Genomic DNA, 21990 nt, shown 5'->3' on the forward strand with positions numbered 1-21990 from the left:
TTCTGTGAGAGAAGTTCTTTTTTGTCTTTCTTTCCAGAAAAAGAAATCTTACATCTTTATGAAACCAGAGGAAAAAAATGCGCAGATATGGTATACTATGAACACTTAGCGAGGATTTGCGAGCTTAGTGAGAATGCATGCCTGGACACTTAACGAGAGCGAGCCGCAGGCGATGGACGAGTTTAGTGACCATGGTATACTATGAACACTTAGCGAGGTACAATAGAATGTGATCCGGAGGAAGATTTTAATATATGACAGAACTCAACAAAAAGAAGGAATCGGCGGATGTGACTGAAACCACCAGAAGAAGCCGCAGGCTCCCAGCCGGAAGAAAGCGGACGGCTCTGATCGCAGGCGCAGTGGTACTGGTAGTGCTGGCGGCATCAGGCGGCATCTATGCAGGGCTGGGGCAGAAATACAAAACCGTATTTTTCCCCAATACCCTGATCAATGATATGGATGTTTCCGGGCTTACGGTAGAGCAGGTGAAGGAGCTGATCGCTTCCGGCATAGACGGTTATACGCTGACGCTTTTAGAGCGGGGCGGTTTAAAAGAGCAGATAACCGGTGAAGAGATTGGGCTGCATGCAGAGTTTGACGGGACACTGGAGCGGATCGTGGCAGAGCAGCAGCCGCTTGAGTGGGGGCTGCGTTACAGCGAGGCTGACAGCTACTGGATCGAAGCCATGATGGCTTATGATAAGGACAAGCTGGCGGCGGAAGTGGACAGTCTGGAGTGTTTTACTGAAGACCGGATGGCAGAGCCTCAAGATGCATACATATCAGAATACATAGAAGGAACCGGATACCAGATCGTGCCGGAGGACCAGGGGAGCACGGCAGATGCCCAGAAGGTACTGCAGGCAGTATCAGACGCTATCCTGGGCCTTAAGGAGCAGGTCAATCTGGAGGAGCATGATGTATATGAAAAACCGCAGATCACGTCTGAAAATCCTCAACTGCAGGCGAGGGCGGAGAGCTGGAACCGTTATGTCCATACCACTGTTACCTACAGGTTTGGCAGCCGCAGTGAGGTGCTGGATGGGGATACCATCCACTTGTGGCTGACAGATGACGGGCAGGGCGGGGCGCTTCTTGATGAGGAGAAGATCGCGGAATATGTTGCCGGTCTTGCCAAGACCTATAATACGGCCTATAAGCCTAAGCAGCTGAAAACTTCTTATGGAGATACGGTGACCATCACAGGAGGGAATTATGGGTGGCGCATCAACCAGAGTGCGGAGACTGCGGCGCTTACCCAGATCCTCCGTTCCGGCGAGAGCCAGGAGCGGGAGCCTGTCTATTCCCAGACAGCCGCCAGCCACGACGGGAATGATTATGGAGATACTTATGTGGAGATCAACCTGACGGCCCAGCATTTGTATTATTACAGGAACGGACAGCTGGTCACGGAGTCCGACTTCGTATCGGGCAACGAGTCCAGGGGCTGGAGCACTCCCGCAGGAGCTTATCCCCTGACCTACAAGCAGCGGAATGCTACCCTGAAGGGGGAAGGCTACGCAACCCCGGTTTCCTACTGGATGCCGTTCAATGGAGGCATCGGCATGCATGACGCAGGCTGGCGTGGAAGCTTCGGCGGAAACATATACAAGACGAATGGTTCCCATGGCTGTATCAATCTGCCGCCGTCTGTAGCGAAAACCATCTATGAGAGTATTACATCCGGAATGCCGGTTTTGTGTTACCATCTGGAAGGGACCGCAAAGGGCAGTTCTACGGCAGCGCCGGCAGAGACCACTGCACCAGCGGAGACTACTGCACCGGTAGAGACCACTGCAGCAGAGACTACTGCGCCTCAGACAGAGACTTCGGCACCGGAGGAGACGCTTCCGGCAGAGACGACCCAGGCAGAGACGCAGCCTTCTGTGGAAGGAGGAGGACCAGGTACGGAGACTTCGCCTTCTGTTTCAGAACATGGGCCGTCCACAAGCCCGGTTCCTGATACGCAGACACAGCCTCAGGTACAAGAGACCCCGGGACCGGCAGGGACCACCGCGCCCCACGATATGTCAGACGGGCCGGGAGGGACTGCGGCGGAACAAGATTCCGGCGTAGTCAGTGGGCCGGGGATGTAGATGATGAAACTGACAAGCTTTGCCGGTGAACCCAGCGCTCTCCAAAAGAGCGCATGACATTTCCCTGCCGCTGTGGTAAACTGTTGGTATCTCAACAAAAAGGCGGTGAGGCCATGTCAAAAAAGGGCTATTCCAAGGAAGAACGGGAGCAGGTGAGGCGGGATTTGCTGGAGGTGGGGCTGGAAATGCTGTCCCAGCGGGGACTGAAAGGCACCACCCTCCAGGACATCCTCCAAGCTGTCGGCATCTCCAAGCCGTTCTTTTACGGGAACTATTATACCTCCCTGGCCGAGCTGGTGATCCACATCATCAACTACGAGATCACGCTTTTGCTCCGGGAAGTACAGCAAAGCGCGGAAAACCAGGATATGAGCTTGGAAGAAATGATTCATCATTTTTTGGATATGGTCACACATAGCCGCCAGCACCATTTTTTTGTGATGACCCAAGAGGAGGAAATGTGGGTATATAAGCATTTAAACCCAGAGGAGTTTGAAACTTACCAGCAGGGGCAGGCGCGGTTTTATGAACAGGTGCTGGCTCTCTGGCAGATCCCTCAGGAAAAATGCACCCCTAAGGAGTTGGGCAATCTGATCCTCTCCGTCATCCTGATTTACAACTCGGCGGCCCGGTCTCTCCCGTTCTTTTTCCCGGAGGAATTGGAGCGGACGGCCCAGGCCCAGGCAACCGCCCTTTCCCGGTATCTGGCCTCTTTGGCCGACACAGACAAATAACAGCACGCGGCGCATCGTCCAAACGGTGCGCCGTTTTTCTATGCACGGGGACTTGCTTTTTTTCAAGTGTTCAGGTATAATTCAATTAAATACTATCGAAATTATAAAAGTAATTAAGATACTTGCGGTCACACTGGCCACAAGCGGCAGAGCAGTTAGCGGGTATTAGTGTGAAGTATGTTTGTGTCTTTGATCCAAAGGCATAAAATCATTTTAAAATATTATCATGGGAGGATTTTTAGGATGGGACTGTTTGGAAATCTGTTTAAGGGGCCTCAGGTAGATATGGCAAAAAGTGATGCCAACCGTAAAAAAATGCGTGTTCTGTTCAATCAAGTGGTAGAAAACGGCGACGACTACAAAGTACTTTTTGGCTACACGGAAGATGTTAGCCGTTTCAATTACGGTATCGTCCACGGCAGCAAAACCAAGATCGGCAATCTGATCGTAGGCTGGAACGAGGCCAGCCAGACCATTGTTGTAATTCCGACTGTTCCCGATCTGTCGGGCTGCGGCGATGCCGCTTTCTACCGGAGGAGCGACATTTTGAAGGCGTATCAGAACAAGTTCCCCACAGATGAATTTATTATTTACCCTGACGGGAAGAGCTATATCGGGATCGGTGTATGTGAATGGCTGGAGGACGAGAAACTGTATGTCTATGTTTCCCAAGACGAGGAGGTAAAGGCGTTCACCGATTTCTTCTTGAAGCAGTTCCAGAAAAAATAAGGGGGTGCTTTCATGCCATGGGGACAAATTGGAGCCGTGCTGGCCGCGCTGGTGATCGTATTTGCCGCTGGAAAGCTATCTGGGTTATCTGACGGATGCCGCCATTGACTTGCTCTGGCTATAGTGGCGCTGTTTCTGCCGGGGGCTTCCGTGTCTCCGTCTCTCGGCATTTTGGCGAGAAGGGATATCGCATCCTGCTTTGATTTTTTCTCACTATATGATATTTGCGTGCTGTTTTCTATAAGCATCATTATCCTTTGCTTGAAGCTCGGCATCTAACTGTGCCAGGCGTCTTTCCAGATCAGCCTGTTTGTCTGCGTTTTCATCAGCTTTCTTAAGCTGTTGGATAATTTGCCGTTTTTCTTCTCTCAATTTCTTTATTTCAGCGTCTACCTGATCCGTATTCGTTGTGCATTGGGTTATCTCAGGTTCATTTTCTGAAGGATGATATATCCCGGATTCTGATGCAGACAATTTTTCATCGCTGATCTCGCAGGTGTCAAATCTTGCTTTATTTTGTTTCAATTCCTGAGTGTTACCGGTAGTTGCAGCCGGTCGTTTTGACAGGGAACCTCCGGATACTGATGGATGTGTAACTGGGCTAATGGTCATGTTCTTATCCTCCTCGTGCATTGCAGCGTTTTCCATTTCTATTTTAACCAATTGATAAAATATATCAATGAGGGCTGCATGAGATGTCGCCAAAACTTCGCGAGATGACAAGTAAAACATTCAGGATGAAACAGCCCTCCTGTAGTTGTGTTGTTACAGCGCCGTTATATTTCTCAGCAACAGCTTCTATATTGGATAATCCGGTTCCTTTTTTATACACACTTCCACAAGGACAGCTATTTTCGATCTCAAGCATAAAAAAGTCTCCCTTCTGTTTTCCGGAGATATAGATGAAGCTGTCTGATCCTTCTTGTTGCCGGCAGGCATAAACCGCATTGTCCACAGCATTTGAAAAGAGAACACACAGGTCCAGATCATCCAGATTGCAGGATGATGGTATTTTCACCGTACATTCGACGCGAATTCCATATTGGCCCGCTATGCTTAGTTTACTGCTCAGCAGGGTATCTACTACCGTATTTCCTGTTTTACATGGGTAAGAAAGCTGTTCCGGTATCCTTTCGAGTTTATCTAAATAATCCTTTGCCATTTGTACTTCGCCCTGCTCCAACAATCCGTTTAAGACCAGAAAATGCTGCTTCACATCATGCCGGAAGGATTGGGTTTGCAGATAGCGTAAGTTTGATTCTTCTACATAAACCCGCTGTGATGCAATCTCTTGTTCCAATAATTGACAGCGCATACGATTTGAAAAATCTTCTGATAATTTTTGACAGGCATACAGGATGCTAAATAAACCCAAATATGCGAATAATTGTATCATCAATATCTGCCAGTTATCTGCGATTGGCTTTGTGATTTTTTCACCTTCAATGACAATCGTCATACCATAGACCTGATTAAGGATATATTGTTCTACGATCACGACCAGAGAAACGGGGAGGAAAAAAACTGCCAAATATTGACTGGGCAGGCCGCCGCGCCATAAAAACTTTTTAAGGATGATCTGATAGATAGTTGCTATCATAATGAAAGTAAAAAAAGACTGTACTATGCCCAGCGCCGCCCAGTCGGATTTTGCTTGAATCCAGAGCGGGGCAATTAAAAACGTTATAGATGCGCTTGTACCGCTTGCCAGATATGCGACCAATTTAGTGATCGTAGCCCCTAAGTTTGTTGAATAACATCATTGACACACTGACCATGATCCCTTATATTGTGCCGGGATCGGTCGTAGGTATCTCCATGGTGATGGCGTTCAGTACCGGAAGGATCGTGTTGACCGGAACCGTAGCGATCATGGTGATAGCGATCAGTATACGCCGGATGCCCTATACCATACGAAGCAGCGTTGCGGCGCTCCAGCAGATCCCTATTACGGTGGAAGAGGCGGCGGAAAGCCTGGGCTCTTCCAGAATAAAAACATTTGTGGAGATTACCATCCCTATGATGGCGAATGGTATCATATCAGGAGCTGTCATTAGCTGGATCACCATACTGACAGAGCTGTCATCATCGATCATCCTGTACAGCTCAAAGACTACGACACTGACGCTGTCAACGTACATCTTTGTCTCCAGAGGAACCTACGGTGCGGCTGCGGCTTCCGCATCTATTTTGACATTGTTCACGGTAGCCTCTCTGCTCCTGTTTTTCAAGCTGTCCAAAACGGATGAGCTTACCTTATAGAAATACCCGGAAGGCGCCGTTTTATGGCGCTTTCTGAATGCAGCCCATGCACGTCTGATCATAAAGCAATGACATAAGCGAACAAAAGTTATATAATGGAACAAAGCCCTAAGAAGATGAGGTGTTGGAATGAAGAAAGAAAAAGCTTATGTTGAGAACCGGAGAATGCAGATCGTAGAGATTGTGAAGAAAAACCCCACCGTCAGGGTGGAATATCTGGCCCGGCTGTTCGGGGTGTCGCTTATGACTATCCGGAGAGACTTGCAGGAGATGGAGAACAAAAAGCTTCTGACCAGGACCCATGGAGGCGCTGTATTGGCAGAGCAAACGGAGGACGAGGTGCAGATGTGCCGCAGACGTATCGCCATGTTTGCGGCTTCCCTGGTGGAAGACGGGGATTCCCTGTTTATCAACACCAGCCGCAATGCACTGCAGATGCTGGAATACATTCAGTGTGAGAATGTAACGGTGATCACCAATAACGGAAAAGCCATATACAGTGAGCACTCCCCGGAGGTCAGCGTGATCCTTTCCGGCGGCGAGCTGCGCCATCCAAAGGATGCCATGGTAGGAGATTTTGCACTGCGCAATCTACAGACTATTTATGCGAAGAAAGCATTTGTGGGCTGTTCCGGGATCAGCGCACAGACCGGTATGACAACGGAGATATTCAACGAAGTCAGCATCAATGAACTGATGATCAACCATGCGACACAAGATGTATATCTGTTGGCAGATCACACAAAGATCGGAAGCAACAGCAGTTTTATCAGCTGCCCCATTGAGAAGATCAATTATCTGATCACGGATGAGAAAGCACCTGAAGATGCGCTTGAGATGATACGGGAAAAAGGTGTGCAGGTTTACCAGGTATAATACAGTTTCCATGAAAAGGCAGGATTTTTCACAGAAAGGCGGCCAGGTTGCAATTGACAAAATAAAACATGGGTTGTATGATATAAAAAGCTGTATAATGGACGTATTTGTAAGACAAAGAAGCCTTTAACCTTGACAGGGGCTTCTTTGTCTGTTTATACTGTCCACAGGGGGATGTATCGGAAGCAGTTTTCCGATATGCCCGGGAGCAATATAAACAGGCACTACAGGAGGAAAACAATTATGAAAAAGAACATGAAGAGAGTAATGGCAGCAGGGATCGCGGCACTGATGGCTGTATCCATGACCGCTTGCGGCGGCGGCAGCGCCGAGTCCACCACAGCGGCGCAGAAATCAGAAACAGCGGCAGCCGGCAATGAAGCGGCCGGAAGCGAAGGGGCAGGAGCTACCGAAGCATCTGGAGAGAAAAAGGTTTTGAAGGTTGCTATGGAGTGCGCCTATGCGCCATACAACTGGACACAGCCGGATGATAAGAACGGCGCGGTGCCGATCGCTGACAGCAATGAATTCGCTTACGGCTATGATGTTATGATGGCGAAGAAGATCTGTGAGGAGCTGGGCTACGAGCTCCAGATCGTCCGTCTTGACTGGGATTCCCTGATTCCGGCTCTGCAGAGCGGACAGGCGGACTGCGTGATCGCGGGACAGTCTATCACCTCAGAGCGTCTGCAGGCAGTGGATTTCTCAGAGCCGTATTATTATGCTACCATTGTGACCCTGGTAAAGAAGGGCGGCAAATACGAGAATGCTGCCAGTGTTACGGATCTGGCAGGCGCTACGGCTACCTCCCAGCAGAGCACGATCTGGTATGACAGATGCCTTCCGCAGATCCCGGATGCCAACATCCTGTCTGCTACAGCTAACGCACCGGATATGCTGATGTCCTTAAACGCAGGCAAGTGCGATATTGTGGTGACTGACCAGCCTACCGGAAAGGGCGCTCTGGTTGCTTATCCGGATTTTAAGATGATCGAGTTTGGCGGCGGAGACGCTGATTTCCAGGTGAGCGATGAAGATATCAACATCGGTATCTCCATGAAGAAGGGCAATACAGAATTAAAGACCGCCATCGACAGCGTGCTGTCCAAGATGACAAAGGAAGACTATTCTGCCATGATGGATGAAGCGATCTCGGTTCAGCCGCTGGCAAACTAAAGGGAAAATGTGTAACTGTTCAGTACCCTCACAGTTACGAAAATGTTGAGATAAGAAGGAGAGAAGGATATGCCAACAGACTTTTTCGGCCGTGTCATGGTTGTATTTGAGCGGTATGGAATGTCCATGCTGCAGGGCGCGGGATCCAGCTTAAAGATCGCGATCGTGGGTACGGTTGTGGGCTGCATCATCGGTTTCGCAGTGGGTATCGTGCAGACGATCCCGGTAGAACAGAAGGACAACCCGGTAAAAAAGGGAATCTTATGGGTGGTCAAGCTGGTCTTGAATGCCTATGTGGAATTTTTCCGCGGCACCCCGATGATGGCGCAGGCGATGTTTATCTATTATGGCCTGCTTCCACTGATGAGTTTAAACCTGACCATATGGCAGGCAGCTTACTTTATCCTGTCTATCAATACAGGCGCTTACATGGCTGAGACGGTCCGCGGCGGTATCCTTTCCATTGATCCGGGACAGACGGAGGGGGCCAAGGCCATCGGTATGACCCATGTGCAGACCATGCTGTTTGTGATCCTGCCCCAGGCGCTGCGCAATCTGATGCCGCAGATCGGCAATAACCTGATCATCAATATCAAGGACAGCTGCGTGCTTTCCGTGATCGGTGTTGCAGAGCTGCTTTACAAGACGAAAGCGGCGGCAGGCGCCCTGTATCTGAATTTTGAGACCTATACCATCACCATGATCATGTATTTTATCATGACCTTCGCCTGTTCCCGCCTCCTGCGCTGGGTAGAGAACCGGATGGATGGTTCGGACAATTATGACCTGGCGACGACAGACACGCTGGCCTACACCAGCGGTATGCACCGTTACAAGGAAAAGAAGAAGGAGGAAGACTGATGGCCAATCAACATGTACTGGAAATCCGCCACTTGAGCAAATCCTTCGGAAAGCATGTAGTACTGCGTGACATTGATTTCAATGTGGATACCGGGGATGTGACCTGTATCATCGGGGCTTCCGGTTCCGGCAAATCCACGCTGCTTCGCTGCATCAACATGCTGGAGACCCCGACTACGGGAGAGATCCTTTACCATGAGAATGATATTACGGGAGCGGGAGTGGATGTCCCCGCATACCGGTCCAAGGTAGGGATGGTGTTCCAGAGCTTTAACCTGTTCAACAATATGACAGTCCTGGAAAACTGCATGATCGGGCAGACAAAGGTCCTGAAAAAGTCAAAAGAAGAAGCACATAAAAATGCCATGAAATATTTGGAAAAGGTTGGCATGGCGCCTTATATCAACGCGAAGCCGAAGCAGATATCCGGCGGACAGAAGCAGCGTGTGGCGATCGCCCGCGCCCTGGCTATGGAGCCGGAGGTGCTTCTGTTCGATGAGCCGACCTCGGCCCTGGACCCCCAGATGGTGGGCGAGGTGCTGGCGGTTATGAGGACTTTGGCAAAGGAAGGGATCACGATGATCATTGTGACCCATGAGATGGCCTTTGCCCGCGATGTGTCAAACCATGTGGTGTTCATGGCGGACGGCGTGATCGAGGAGGCGGGGAGACCGGAGGAGATCTTCGGGAATCCTAAGAAGGCTAAGACGCAGGAGTTTTTGAGCCGGTTCCGGCAGGGGTAAGATGGCGCTCGGCGGGGGGAGTTTCCGCATTTTGCGGCGGCGGCAGCCCACCGACTGAGCAGCAGGTTTTTGTTCCGGTTTCGACCATAAGAGTATGTAAATGCCCGGGGTTTTCTTAAAAGCCTGACAGGGGAAGGGGCAACTCGCTTGCGCTCAGACAACCCCTTCCCCTGTCAGAACAGAAAATCCCGGGCATTAACATACTCTAATGGTCTGCAAAGTCACAAAAACCTGCGGCTCAGCCGGTGGGCAGCCGCCGCCGCAAAATGCGGAAACTTACGCGGGCGCGGGGGAGAAAAGCAATAGAGCTTGCAGCAGATGGATTGCTGAGTCGGATGGAAAACTACGCGGGCGGCAGGTAGACGAGTAGGCCGGCTATGCCGCTGATAGTCATGATGGCGATGGGGTTGGTTTTGTGTTTGCGCAGCAGACGGAGCATAATGATGAATATAACCAGGGCGGGCAGGTTTAGATGGGGCGCGGCCTGAAGGGTGCTGGTGCCGAAAAAGGCCAGCAGGAGGATAGTGGCTGCGGCGGAGATGATCAGGCCCAGGGAGGCGGATTTTAGGCCGTTTAGGATCTCGAATATATAGGTGGACTGTCTGTGCTTCTGGAAAAAACAGTACAGGAGCAGGGACAGGATCACACCGCACAGGACACAGCCGAGGGTGGCGGCGATTGCGCCCCCGATCCCGCCGATCTGGAGGCCTACAAAGGTGGATGTGTTGACGGCCAGAGGGCCGGGGGTCATCTGGGATATGGTGATGATGTCTGTAAACATGGTTTCACTGATCCACCCGGCCTGATCTACCACCTGTTCTTTGATCAGCGGGATGATGGCGTAGCCGCCGCCTATGCTGAACAGGCCGATCTTTATAAATGTATATAGCAGGTTCCATATGATCGTCATTTTATTTTCTTCCTTTCCTGGAATACGCGCATTGCGCACAGGGCGCAGCAGGTCAGCAGGATCAGCGCCACATTGATCCCCAGTACAAAGTTAGCGAGAAATGCGGCCGGTATCAGGGCTGATAAAAACAGGGAACGCTCTTTTAGGATCATGGCGCACATGTCGATGATGAGATCCACGATCAGGGCCGCTACGCCGGCCTGCATTCCTTTCAGTATCGCTGATACAACCACATTGGACATGAAGGCGGTATAGAATGCGGACACAAGTCCGAGGATCACAAGCGGGGGAATGACGGCTGCGGTGCAGCTTAAGACTGCCCCTGGCGTGCCTGCCACACGGTAGCCGGACAGGGCCGACAGATTGATGGCAATGGCGCCTGGAGTTGACTGGGCCACGGCTGCCATCCCTGCCAGGTCTTCTTCTGTAAAATACTTTTTTTGTTCCACAAAATAGCGGCGGATCATGGGCACGACCACATAACCACCGCCGAAGGTAAAGGTGCTGATGAACAGGTTGACGGCTAAAAGCCAGGCATAAGGTTTTTTGGTGTTTTTCAAGATGGAAATCCTTTCTTCTCTATCGTTTCTCAAAGTCTTCATTCATTATATCTCTTGATGACCAATCTGTAAAATGATATAATTCTATGTAACTGATTAGTTTTATTCATGTCTGATGGTACGGCTGCGTTTGGACAGAAAGCAGCCTGGTGAGAAGGAGCGTATGTGTATGAATCTGCGATATCTGGAGATTTTAGAAGCGATAGAAGAGACCGGGACGTTTACGGGCGCGGCAAAGAAACTGCATCTGACCCAGTCGGCAGTGTCCCATGCGATTGCAGAGCTTGAGGCACAGACGGGGACAGCGCTGTTTGACCGGCTGCCCCGCGGCGTATGTCTGACTGGCTGCGGCGCAGCGCTTTTGGAGGAATCCCGGGGAATTCTGGCTGCCTGCCGGAGCCTGGACAGACGGATCGGGCATCTGGAAGAACATACGCCGGTGAATATTGTATCCAGTATTACCATAGCGGCATTTCTTCTTCCCAGGATATTGGGCGTTTTAAAAGAACAGATGCCGGAGCTTCCGGTCAATGTCCGCGTGGTGAGCGCGGCCTGTTCTATGGATATCCTGCAGGGCGGTGAGGCGGATATTGCATTCTGGGAAGGTGCAGAACCTCAGGGGGCGTTTCGCACGGTTTTGTTGGGAAGTTATGGGCTATGTGCGGCCTGTGCGCCGTCCTTTCCTGTGGAAAAGAAGACCCTGGCGCCCCGCGAACTGTGTGCATATCCGCTGCTTTTGCGGGAACAGGGCAGCGCTATCCGGGATACCTTTGACGGAATGCTGTCACTGGAGAATCTCAAAGCTTATCCCATCTGGGAAAGCGTGAATTCCATGGCGCTTATCAAGGCGGCGGAGGCAGGGCTTGGTATCACGGTGCTGCCGGATCTGCTCCTGGCGGAGCCCATAACCCAGGGGAGGCTCAGGCCCGTATATCTGGAGGGCGTGGATATGAGAAACAACATGCTGGCAGTACTGCACCAGGATAAATATATCACCCGCCCGCTGCAGACTGTCCTGGATGTTATAAGCAATGTGGCGGAGCCGGATGACAACCTTCCACTATGACACCAGGCTTTTGTCCTGTGATATAATCCGGCACAAAGGAGGCAAAAGCGAATGAAAACTTACAGGACTTCAGAGATCGCAGCGATCACAGGCATCCACCCCAACACCGTAAGGCTCTATGAGGAGCTGAATCTGATTCCGAAGGTGAAGCGAAAGCCCAATGGCTACCGGGTATTTACAGACTATCATGTAGAACAGATCCGGCTCGCACGGCTTGCTTTTCAGATCGAGGTGCTGCAAAATGGACTGCGTAAAAAGATCGTGCAGATGGTCAAGCGGTCTGCTGCAGGGGATTTTGACGGGGCGATCCTGCTGACTGGAGAATATCTGGCGCAGGTCAGGCAGGAGCGGGCCAATGCGGAGGAGGCGATCCGGCTGGCAGAAGAGATCCTGCACGGGGAAGCCGGGGGGAATGAGCATTTCCTGAAGCGGAAAGAGGTTTCGGAGTATCTTGGGATATCCATGGATACGCTGCGGAACTGGGAAATGAATGGCCTTTTGACGGTAAAGCGGAAACAGAATGGCTACCGGGTTTACACAGATGACGATATCAGGCGGTTAAAGATCATCCGTTCTCTGCGCTGTGCAAACTACTCGCTTGAGGCGATTCTGCGTATGCTTTCCCGCCTCTGCGAGGACCCGGACGCGGATATCCGGGAGGCGCTTGATACGCCGAAGCAGGATGAAGACATTATCGCCGTCTGTGACAGGCTGATCACGTCTTTGTCAGGGGCAGAGGAAAATGCCGAAGCATTGCTTGGAAAACTTAATAATATGAAACAGGAATTTTCATGACTGCGTTCATCAACCCTCCATTTTACCACCAGAGTTTATCCTGGTGGTATTCTTTTTTATGCGGCATTCCTGTCAGCCGCACAAATAGGGAGTCCCGGTTACCGGGCTCTGATAAAATGAGGAGGAAATGATATGCAGGATGTAATAAAAGTGGAACAGCTGGAAAAATCCTACGGAAGCTTAAAAGCGGTGGACAGACTCAGCCTGTCGGTGGGGCGGGGTACGGCCTTTGGGCTTTTGGGAGCCAACGGCGCCGGAAAGAGCACCACGATCGAGTGTATGCTGGGGACCAGGAGGGCGGACGGAGGGATCATAAAAGTCCTTGGAATGGATCCGGTAAAAGACCGGAAACGGCTGTTTGAGAAGGTTGGAGTGCAGTTTCAGGAAACCAGTTACCAGGAGACCATCACGGTGGAGGAGCTTTGCCAGGTCACGGCGTCGCTGTACCGGGAGCCTGCGGACTGGTCCGGCCTGCTGGCTGCGTTTGGGCTTTCAGAAAAAAGAAAGGGTGCGGTGAAAGAGTTATCCGGCGGGCAGCGGCAGCGTCTGTTCATCGTGCTGGCGCTGATACCGGACCCGGAGGTGGTGTTTCTGGACGAACTGACCACAGGGCTTGACGCCAGGGCGCGGAGAGAGGTGTGGGGGATATTGCAGAAACTGAAGGAAAAAGGAGTGACCATATTCCTGACGTCTCATTTTATGGATGAAGTGGAAGTGTTGTGTGACTGCATCTGCATTTTGAAAAAGGGAAAAACCGTCTTCTACGGAACGGTTGCAGATGCGGTGAAGGAAAGCCCATATGACAAACTGGAGGACGCGTATCTCTGGTTCACAGAGGAGGAGGACGATCATGAAATCATTTAAGACTATGCTGAAAACTGAACTGAAATTGTCTCTGCGGGGGATGGATATGCTGATCTTTGCAATCTGTCTGCCGGTGGTGGCGCTGGTGATCCTGGGGATCATCTTTGGGAACAAGCCGGCTTTTCCGGGGGCAGATCACACGTTCCTGGAGCAGTCCTTCGGAGCGCTTGCTACGATCTCTATCTGTGCGGGAGGGGTGATGGGACTGCCGTTAGTGGTATCCGATTACCGCCAGAAAGGCATCCTGAAACGTTACCGGGTCACGCCCGTCAGCCCATCTAAGATCTTAGTGGTGCAGGTGACCATATATACCCTGTATGCGGTGGCTTCCCTGGCGCTTTTATACCTGACGGGAACGCTGTTTTTTCATTATCAGTTCCGCGGGAGTGCCGTGGGATTTCTCTGGGGGTATCTTCTGGTGATCGTTTCCATGTTCAGCATCGGCATGATGGTGGGCGGCATTGCGCCCAATACCAAAATAGCGGGAGTGGCTGCGAGCCTTCTGTATTTCCCGATGCTGATCTTTTCCGGAGCGACCCTTCCTTATGAGATCATGCCGGAAGCCTTGCAGCGGGTGGCGGATATCCTGCCTTTGACCCAGGGCATCAAGCTCTTAAAGGCCGCTTCTCTGGGACAGCCGGTGGAAGAAGCCTGGATTCCCGTCCTTGTAATGGCGGTGACGGCAGTGGTATGTACCGGAATCGCGGTTAAGCTTTTTAAATGGGAGTAGGAGAGGCAAAAAAAGTATAAATCGGTATTGACAATTGTCTGCTTTGCCAATATAATCAAATTAGAAACTGTAAACGTTTTCTGTAAGCGTTTTCTGCAAACGCTTACAGAAATACGGATAAGGTCAGGAGGCAGAGTATGAACAGTACGATTGTTGATATAGCCCGGAAAGCGAATGTATCCATTGCAACCGTATCCCGGGTGATGAATGGGACGGGGCAGGTTTCAGAAAAGACAAGGAAAAAGGTGCAGAAGGTCATCGATGAGAACCATTATGTGCCGAACAGTGTGGCGCGCAGCCTGGTGATGAAATCCACCAGGATCTTCGGCGTGATCGTAGCCGATATTTTGAACCCGTTTTATGCGGAGATCATACGGTCCATACAGGATGAGGTTGACAAGGCCGGGTATTCCATCATCACATGCAACTCGGATGAGGATATGGAGAAGGAAAAGCAGTGTATCCAGATGCTGATGGAGAAGCATGTGGATGCCATCATTCTGGCAGGCGGACGCGGCAAGGGGGAATTTTTTAATGCCCATGTGCATGCGGCAGCCAGACAGGTCCCCGTAGTGCTGGTCAATGAACACCTGGATGGGGAGAATATTTATTCCATCGTATGCAACAAGAAAAAAGGCGCGTTTTTAGGGGTTAATTATCTTTTGGAGCTGGGACATGAGAAGATTGCGATGATCACCGGATATGAGGATTACAAGCCCAGCATCGAGAAGCTGAACGGATATAAGAAGGCTTTAAAGGAAGCGGGGATCCCGTTTCGGAAGGAGTATGTCACTTACGGGGATTACCATCCCGACGGCGGGAGCAAAAACGTGAGGGAACTGATGGAGCTTCCCAATCAGCCCACGGCGATCCTGGCAGCCAACGATCTGATGGCCATGGGGGCGGTCCGGACTCTGTGCGATATGGGGTATCGCGTTCCGGAGGATGTGTCGGTGGTGGGGTTTGATGATATTACCATGAATCAGTATTTTATGCCGGCGCTCACCAGTATCCGCCAGGAGATGAGGCTGCAGGGCCAGATGGCGGTGGAACTTTTAAACCAGCTGTTCAGGGAGGAAACGGGGATCAGGAAGAAGCAGGTGGTTGAACCGACGCTGGTGATCAGAAACACATGCGCGGCTCCGAAGAAAGAGAGCTGACAAAAGAACAAACCCGCTGCAGGATAAATACAGTCAGTAAAAAAACCTCCATACAGCCCCGGTCGGACCGGAGGCTGTGCGGAGGCATATAAGTACGCCATACTTATTTTAGCATTTGAGGGATGTGAAGTAAATATGCCAATCTGTATTTTGGCAAATTCACATGGAAAGGAGGACAGTTCACGCCATCAATTGTTTATTTTTTACAAGACTGTTATTTATAGAAAAGAACAGGAGAAGAGAACAATGATGAAAAAGAAATATGCGTGGATGTCTGCAATATTAATTGGAACCATGATGCTTGGCGGCTGCGGCCAGTCCGCCTCTCCCGAGGCAGGGCAGACGCCCGGAGAGAAAAAAGTGATAACGATCTGGTATGAGGGCGGCGACGCCAGGCTGCCGTTTTTTAAAGCGGTGGAGGCGGAAATGCAGAAGGACCACCCTGAGTACTCGATCAATGCGGTCACATTTGACAACAGTACGTTTATGACCAAGGTCCTTCAGGCAACGACGGCTACCGGGGGAGTAGACCTGGTGTTTAACGACGCTTCCCGTATCCTGGAGATCGACCAGCAGACGGATCACGGTTTTATGGATCTTACCGAGGTCCTGGAGGCCAATCCCAACAAGGATCTGGTGACGGACGGCGACAGGCTTCTGTCTTCTGTGGAGGGTGCTCTGACGGTTATGCCGGTGAACCGCACCATAGCGGGACTGGGCGTAAAAACGGATGTGGCTGGAGTTGAGGTGAACGAGGACACCATGCCGGTGGACTGGGACCGGTTTAAGGCTCTTGGAGAGGCGTATCAGAAAGCAGGGATACCGGGATTTACCATGCATCTCGGGGCGGACCCCGGACAGGCCTTCAACTTGTTTATGTGCGGCTCCGGCATGAAGGACGTATTGTTAAACGGCGTTCCGGAGAGCCAGATTGGAAAAAATAAAGAGTATTTCACAGAGATCATATCTATTTATGCGGGGGAACATGCATTTTGGGATAAGGATGCCCCAAGTGAAGATTTTGCGGCCATGTATAACAAGATCCAGAGCGGCAGCGTAGGCATGTTCCGTGTGGGCAACTGGAATGCCGGCAATTGGGACAAGGAAGACAGCGGGGTGGGAGAATACACAGTTACCACATTCCCGAGCATGAATGGAACCGAGGGCGGGCTGGTCTTATTGAACACCAGAGGGTTTGCGATCCCGAAAAATGCGGAGAACGCCGAGGCGGCCAAAACCTATTTAAGCTATGTGCTGGATAAAGAACCTCAGACCAAAAGCTTTGAGACCATGGGATCCTGTATCGACAACAGCGTAGTAGATCAGGGCACGCTCACCAAGAACCAGAAGATCTTTTTCGACGGGGATGTAAAGATGTATCCCATCGATAATTATGTGGCGGAATTTTCGTACTATAATGCGATCAAGGACGCCTATGAGAAGGGCCTGATCAATGCGTTCAATTCCAAATCCGGAGATGAGATCCCGGCAAATGTGGATAAGCTTGATGAGAATATAACGAAGGTAATCGGGGAAAGCAAATAACATGAAATGAGGGAGATTTGTGAGATATCGACTGGGTCTTATTAAAAAATTTTGGCCGCTGTATCTGTTTATCGGGGGTTTCGGAGTCTTGTCGGTGATCTTCGGACTGTATCCGCTGCTGAAGAGCATGGTACTGTCGCTGGTGGATTCCCATACGGTGTTCACCTCACCGAAGTTTGTGGGAATAGACAATTATATCAGGATATTCCGGGATCCCTATTTTTGGAATTCGTTTCGTGTGACGGTGATCTTTACGGTCTGTTCTGTGACGCTCAATCTGGTGAGCGCGCTTCTGCTTGCACAGCTTCTTTCCTATAAGGGGATCAAGCGCGGACTGCTCTTGTTCAAGCTGGCGGTATTTATTCCGTTTATCACGCCGGATGTGGTGGGCGCCGTCGTGTGGAAACAGTTTTTCAACTCCAATGGAGCGTTGAACCAGCTGCTTGGCCTGCTGGGACTTGAGCCGGTGGGATGGCTGACCACCGGGTGGATCGCGGTCTGTGTGCTGATCTTTATCGAGCTGTGGAAGCACGTGGGACTGTATACGATCATTTTCCTGACCAACTATCAGCTGATCGATACGACCATGTATGAGGCCGCAGATATTGATGGGGCAACTTCCTGGCAGAGGTACCGCTATATCACGCTTCCGACTTTAAAGCCTGCGTTTGTGCTCAACTGTGTCTATGCGGTCATTCAGTTTATGAAGACGTACACCGTATCCAGGATCATAACCTTTGGCGGCCCTAATTATGCGACGAATTTTGTTTCTTATTATGCGTACACCAACTATGAGAAAATGGATTTTGGAGCGGCTACGGCGATCGCAACGGTACTGTTTCTGGTGATCATCATACTGACACTGGTGGGAATGAAGTTAGGAGGGGACGAAAATGAGAGATAAGAAGCTGGTTACGGTCCTGGTATATGCGCTGCTGATCGGCATTACCGTTATCATGATCTATCCGTTTGTATGGATGCTGTTCGGCTCCTTCAAATCGAATACGGAGATCATCCAGAATCCCCTGGCGCTTCTGCCGAAAAAATGGTCTCTGGACGGATACCGGGCGATCGCTTCTTTGGGCGGTTATTCCATCTGGCATTATTTTGTAAACAGTGTGATCATTTCGGTAGGGACGACGGTGCTGGTGGTATTGTCCACGGCCCTGGGCGGTTACGCCCTGTACCGGAAACGGGATCTGCCCCTGTTTGGATTTTTTGAGAAGGTATTTTTGATCAGTTTGATGTATCCGGCGGTACTCCTTCTCATACCGCTTTATGTGATCATTGTGGAAAGTAAGGTTTTATATGGGACCGGGAATTTCTGGGGGATCATTTTAGCTTCCGCTACGGGTGCGTGGGGAGCGGCTCTTCCGTTTTTCCTGTTCAAGCAGTTTTTCGCTTCGGTCCCCTATTCCCTGGTAGAAGCGGCTACGATCGACGGAGCTTCAGAAACGGCGATCTTCTTCAAAGTCATGTGCCCGGTGATGAAGCCGGTATTCTCCACTTCAGTGCTGATCTCGTTTTTGACCAGCTGGGGATTGTGGCTGCCGGTGCTGATGCTGTCTAAGGATATGAGTACGTATACGCTGGCCGCCATGCTGGTGAACCTGAATTCGGATCTGGGAGTGGATCTGTCTCAGACTGCCGCATTGTCAACGGTTGTGACGATTCCCGTGGTATTGATCTTTTTGCTGACGCAGAGAAAGGTCATGGAGGGGATCGCGGCTGGTAGTGTAAAAGGTTAACAGGAGAACAAGATGGATACAAAACAGATGATAGAACAAACATTGGAACGGGCGCAGGATTTTCTGCTTCACGCGGCCCAGTTACCGGAGGAACGGTTTGGAGTGAAGCGATGCAGTTCCTTTCATGATACTAAGGCATTCCCGGATATGTGCCTTCCGGCCACCTATAATGCCACCCATGCGCTGATCCTGATGGGGGCTTATGGGAATCTGGCGGCGGACAAGCGGGAGGGGCTGATCGGCTTTTTTAATTCTTACCAGATGGAAAATGGATTTTACCGGATGCCGCAGATGCGGGATGACCAGGTATGGAAGGGCCGGGATCTTTACTACACCTGGCAGTACATAGATTTTCACGTGACGAACTATACATATGGAGCGGTGAAGAGCCTGGGAGGAACCTGCCGGTATCCGCTTGGGTTCCTGAAAAACTATATGGAGCCGGACGTTTTAAAACAGTGGCTGAATGAGCGGAACATGGAGGACCCCTGGCTGGAAGGGAACAACATTGTCAATCTGGGCAGCTTCCTGATCGGAGAGCTGGAAGGGCAGGATGGCGGCAGGCTGAAGGAACTCGGAGATATTTTCCTGGACTGGCATGATGCCCGCCAGGACCCGGAGACCGGATACTGGGGGACCAATCATCCGGCGCATCCGGCGTCGCAGATGGCCGGCATGGCGGGGGCTGCGCACAACTACCATCTCTACTATTATTTTAACAGGGAGATCCACTACGTGGAAAAGATCGTGGATTATTGCCTGGACTTTGCAAAAGGCGGCGTCCGCTCCGCCTGCCTGGATGTGGATGTGATCGACGTGCTGGTAAATATGCTTCCTTATCATTACCGGGAAGAGGAGATCCTGGAATGCCTGGCGGAGTTTGCCGGATGGCTTGTGAGCTTTCAGAATGAGGACGGCGGATTTGCGGATGAGAAGAGCAACGGGGTACGGAGGATGGACGGCTGGGCAGGCGGCTATTTTGAGCCTCAGGGCCTTAGCAACTGTTTTGCAACCTGGTTCCGCTCCGCCACGCTGGCGATGATCCACTGTGCGCTGTTTCCAAAAGAGCAGGACCGCTGGACGTTTCGGAATACCATTGGGATTGGATATTTTAATAAACATTATCTGAGATAGGGGAGTGGGACCATGGGTAAAATGCTGGAGGATTACGATCATTTACTGAATATCGATTATAAAAGGCCATACCTGCTTCCGCTTACCGGGCCGGAGAGCCTGATCCATACGGGCGGGAGAAAAAAGGTAAGGCTGGACGGGGTGTGGAATTTCAGCCTGGATGTGTATGATACATTTCTCAGAAAGAAGTTTTTTGAGGAGAGGTATCACGACGAAGAGGGCAGGGACATCCCTGTGGACTGCGAGTTTGACCAGTGGGAGAAGACGCCGGTACCGTCCTGCTTCAATGTGCAGAAGGAGGCCTACACCTATTATGAGGGAACCGGCGTTTACACCAGAAGGTTCCAGTATCATGGAAATGGGACCGGCAGGACGTTTTTGCGGATCGGGGCTGCGAATTATGAGAGCAGTGTGTGGCTTAACGGGGAGCAGATTGCCAGGCACGAGGGCGGATTTACGCCCTACATGGTGGAGGTGACGGGGAAGCTTAAGGCAGAAAACCGGATCATCATCACGGCGGACAATACAAGAAAGCTGGAGCAGATCCCTTCGGTCAACTATGACTGGTTTAATTACGGCGGTGTGTTCCGGAGCGTGGAACTGGTCGAGACCCCGCTGCGGTATATCAAATCCGTGTTTGTGTATCTGGTTCCGGACGGACAGTATGACAAGATCTGTCTGCAGGCAGAGACGTCCGGCTTTGAGGCCGGGGAACGGCTCAGGCTGGAGATCCCGGAGCTGGGCATTGGACAGGAGTTTATCCTGGACGGGCACGGGAAGGTGAAGGAAGTGGTATGCGCCAAACCCAGGCTGTGGAGCTGTGAGGATCCGTATCTGTATGAGATCGCGGTGAGCGCCGGTGAAGACCGTGTGGAGGACCGGGTCGGTTTTCGACAGGTCAGCACAGAAGGAACACATATTTTGCTCAATGGCAGGCGGATTTTCTTAAAAGGGGTCTGCTGCCACGAGGAGAGTCTGGAACATGGCCGGGCCCTGGACGATGAGGAGCGGCTGCAGATTCTTCACACGGCGAAGGAGTTGGGCTGCAATGTGATGCGGCTGTCCCATTATCCGCACAGTGAGCGGATGGCGCAGCTGGCGGATGAGTTGGGGATCATGCTGTGGGAGGAGATACCGGTATACTGGGCGCTGATGTTTCAGGAAAAGGCGACTTACACGGCGGCGGCGAACCAGCTTGGGGAACTGATCCTGCGGGACCGCAACCGGGCCAGCGTGATCCTGTGGGGGATCGGCAACGAGAATCCGGACACGGATGAGCGTCTGGAATTCATGAGCTCTTTAAACCGCCTGGCAAAGGAGCTTGATCCGAGCCGCCTTACCACGGCAGCCTGTCTGGTGAATATTGATTCCATGAAGGTGCAGGACCGGCTGGCCGCCTGTGTGGACGTGGTGGCGATCAATGAATATTATGGCTGGTACTACAGGGATTACCTGGGGCTAAAAAAGATCCTGGAGCAGTCAAAGCTGGACCGTCCCCTGGTGATCTCGGAGACAGGGGCGGATGCGGTGGCCGGACAGTTCGGAGACGAGGAAGAGCTGTTTACGGAAAATCATCAGAGCAAGATGTACCAGAAGCAGTTTGAACTGTCTGATGGATACGTGGAAGGGATCTTTCCCTGGATCTTGTTTGATTTCCGCTCCCCGGTGCGGCTGAATCCGAAACAGGGAGGGTTTAATAAGAAAGGGCTGGCAGCGGCGGATAAAAAGTATAAGAAAATGGCGTTTGAGACAGTGAAAGAGTATTTTAGCAGAAAGTAGGGTTATAAGGGGCAAAAGCCGGATTCCACGGGTGAGAGGCGCGATGTGGGATCCGGCTTTCTCTATATCGGAAGAATCTCACATATATCCTCATAACCGCTCATGTCTTTGCTATGAAAATTTAAACAGGGCGGAAGTGTGGCTAAGCCAGCTCCCGCCCCGTTATTTACTATCCTAAGATGGTTCTCCGTACTGCTTACCGCTCGACAGAATCATAGG

22 protein-coding genes are annotated in these 21990 nt (G+C 51.2%); 18 read left to right on the plus strand and 4 right to left on the minus strand.

Features of this window, described 5'->3' with window-relative positions:
• Positions 1-254: 254 nt before the first annotated feature.
• From AB1I67_RS12010 to AB1I67_RS12020, 3 genes are all read left to right on the plus strand, one after another.
• The gene (locus AB1I67_RS12010; RefSeq protein WP_367030114.1) at positions 255-2099 is read left to right on the plus strand and encodes a L,D-transpeptidase family protein; all 1845 of its coding nucleotides are present in this window, start codon (positions 255-257) and stop codon (positions 2097-2099) included.
• Between the two features lie 113 nt (positions 2100-2212).
• Positions 2213-2833, plus strand: coding sequence for a helix-turn-helix domain-containing protein (locus tag AB1I67_RS12015; protein WP_367030115.1), 621 nt, complete (start codon positions 2213-2215; stop codon positions 2831-2833).
• A 243-nt stretch (positions 2834-3076) separates the two neighbouring features.
• A complete protein-coding gene (locus AB1I67_RS12020) occupies positions 3077-3562 on the plus strand; it encodes a hypothetical protein (RefSeq protein ID WP_367030116.1) in 486 nt (161 codons plus the stop codon).
• 213 nt (positions 3563-3775) lie between these two features.
• Here the strand turns inward: AB1I67_RS12020 and AB1I67_RS12025 are convergent, their stop codons facing one another.
• Together AB1I67_RS12025 and AB1I67_RS12030 are read right to left on the minus strand one after the other, a co-directional pair.
• On the minus strand, positions 3776-4174 hold the full coding sequence (locus AB1I67_RS12025) for a hypothetical protein (protein WP_367030117.1): 399 nt from the start codon (positions 4172-4174) through the stop codon (positions 3776-3778).
• A 64-nt stretch (positions 4175-4238) separates the two neighbouring features.
• On the minus strand, positions 4239-5285 hold the full coding sequence (locus AB1I67_RS12030) for a GHKL domain-containing protein (protein ID WP_367030118.1): 1047 nt from the start codon (positions 5283-5285) through the stop codon (positions 4239-4241).
• 23 nt (positions 5286-5308) lie between these two features.
• On the opposite strand from AB1I67_RS12030, the gene AB1I67_RS12035 reads away from it, so the two are divergent.
• The 5 genes from AB1I67_RS12035 to AB1I67_RS12055 all read left to right on the plus strand — a co-directional run bounded on the left by AB1I67_RS12035 (position 5309) and on the right by AB1I67_RS12055 (position 9480).
• A complete protein-coding gene (locus AB1I67_RS12035) occupies positions 5309-5824 on the plus strand; it encodes an ABC transporter permease subunit (RefSeq protein WP_367030119.1) in 516 nt (171 codons plus the stop codon).
• A 129-nt stretch (positions 5825-5953) separates the two neighbouring features.
• Positions 5954-6700 carry a DeoR/GlpR family DNA-binding transcription regulator gene (locus AB1I67_RS12040; protein WP_367030120.1) on the plus strand — a complete coding sequence of 249 codons (747 nt, stop codon included), beginning with the start codon at positions 5954-5956 and terminating at the stop codon, positions 6698-6700.
• A 243-nt stretch (positions 6701-6943) separates the two neighbouring features.
• Positions 6944-7876 (plus strand): transporter substrate-binding domain-containing protein, encoded by a 933-nt coding sequence (locus AB1I67_RS12045; protein WP_367030121.1) that lies wholly within the window; start codon positions 6944-6946, stop codon positions 7874-7876.
• A gap of 69 nt (positions 7877-7945) precedes the next feature.
• Positions 7946-8737: an amino acid ABC transporter permease gene (locus tag AB1I67_RS12050; protein ID WP_367030122.1), complete on the plus strand. Its 792-nt coding sequence runs from the start codon at positions 7946-7948 to the stop codon at positions 8735-8737.
• Positions 8737-9480, plus strand: a complete 744-nt coding sequence (locus AB1I67_RS12055; RefSeq protein ID WP_367030123.1) for an amino acid ABC transporter ATP-binding protein — start codon at positions 8737-8739, stop codon at positions 9478-9480. Before AB1I67_RS12050 ends, AB1I67_RS12055 begins: the two co-directional genes overlap by 1 nt.
• Positions 9481-9823: 343 nt before the next feature.
• Here the strand turns inward: AB1I67_RS12055 and AB1I67_RS12060 are convergent, their stop codons facing one another.
• Positions 9824-10390 carry a chromate transporter gene (locus AB1I67_RS12060; RefSeq protein WP_367030124.1) on the minus strand — a complete coding sequence of 189 codons (567 nt, stop codon included), beginning with the start codon at positions 10388-10390 and terminating at the stop codon, positions 9824-9826.
• Entirely contained in the window at positions 10387-10992 is a 606-nt protein-coding gene (locus AB1I67_RS12065) for a chromate transporter (protein ID WP_367030125.1), read from the minus strand. The genes AB1I67_RS12060 and AB1I67_RS12065 overlap by 4 nt, the downstream gene beginning before the upstream one ends.
• 127 nt (positions 10993-11119) lie before the next feature.
• Here AB1I67_RS12065 and AB1I67_RS12070 point away from each other — a divergent pair, with 127 nt between their 5' ends.
• The 10 genes from AB1I67_RS12070 to AB1I67_RS12115 all read left to right on the plus strand — a co-directional run bounded on the left by AB1I67_RS12070 (position 11120) and on the right by AB1I67_RS12115 (position 21771).
• On the plus strand, positions 11120-12016 hold the full coding sequence (locus AB1I67_RS12070; RefSeq protein ID WP_367030126.1) for a LysR family transcriptional regulator: 897 nt from the start codon (positions 11120-11122) through the stop codon (positions 12014-12016).
• A gap of 51 nt (positions 12017-12067) precedes the next feature.
• The gene (locus tag AB1I67_RS12075; RefSeq protein ID WP_367030127.1) at positions 12068-12811 is read left to right on the plus strand and encodes a MerR family transcriptional regulator; all 744 of its coding nucleotides are present in this window, start codon (positions 12068-12070) and stop codon (positions 12809-12811) included.
• Positions 12812-12943: 132 nt separating this feature from the next.
• A complete protein-coding gene (locus AB1I67_RS12080) occupies positions 12944-13675 on the plus strand; it encodes an ABC transporter ATP-binding protein (RefSeq protein WP_367030128.1) in 732 nt (243 codons plus the stop codon).
• The gene (locus tag AB1I67_RS12085; RefSeq protein WP_367030129.1) at positions 13662-14405 is read left to right on the plus strand and encodes an ABC transporter permease; all 744 of its coding nucleotides are present in this window, start codon (positions 13662-13664) and stop codon (positions 14403-14405) included. Before AB1I67_RS12080 ends, AB1I67_RS12085 begins: the two co-directional genes overlap by 14 nt.
• Before the next feature lie 137 nt (positions 14406-14542).
• The gene (locus AB1I67_RS12090) at positions 14543-15565 is read left to right on the plus strand and encodes a LacI family DNA-binding transcriptional regulator (protein ID WP_367030130.1); all 1023 of its coding nucleotides are present in this window, start codon (positions 14543-14545) and stop codon (positions 15563-15565) included.
• 246 nt (positions 15566-15811) lie between these two features.
• Positions 15812-17110 carry an extracellular solute-binding protein gene (locus tag AB1I67_RS12095; RefSeq protein ID WP_367030131.1) on the plus strand — a complete coding sequence of 433 codons (1299 nt, stop codon included), beginning with the start codon at positions 15812-15814 and terminating at the stop codon, positions 17108-17110.
• 19 nt (positions 17111-17129) lie between these two features.
• Positions 17130-18014 (plus strand): sugar ABC transporter permease, encoded by an 885-nt coding sequence (locus AB1I67_RS12100; protein WP_367030132.1) that lies wholly within the window; start codon positions 17130-17132, stop codon positions 18012-18014.
• Positions 18004-18858 carry a carbohydrate ABC transporter permease gene (locus AB1I67_RS12105; protein ID WP_367030133.1) on the plus strand — a complete coding sequence of 285 codons (855 nt, stop codon included), beginning with the start codon at positions 18004-18006 and terminating at the stop codon, positions 18856-18858. The genes AB1I67_RS12100 and AB1I67_RS12105 overlap by 11 nt, the downstream gene beginning before the upstream one ends.
• Positions 18859-18870: 12 nt before the next feature.
• Positions 18871-19992, plus strand: coding sequence for a hypothetical protein (locus AB1I67_RS12110; protein ID WP_367030134.1), 1122 nt, complete (start codon positions 18871-18873; stop codon positions 19990-19992).
• 12 nt (positions 19993-20004) lie between these two features.
• Positions 20005-21771, plus strand: a complete 1767-nt coding sequence (locus AB1I67_RS12115; protein ID WP_367030135.1) for a glycoside hydrolase family 2 TIM barrel-domain containing protein — start codon at positions 20005-20007, stop codon at positions 21769-21771.
• Positions 21772-21990 lie beyond the last annotated feature (219 nt).

It is taken from the genome of Clostridium sp. AN503 (genome assembly GCF_040719375.1).
Lineage (GTDB): Bacteria > Bacillota > Clostridia > Lachnospirales > Lachnospiraceae > Brotaphodocola.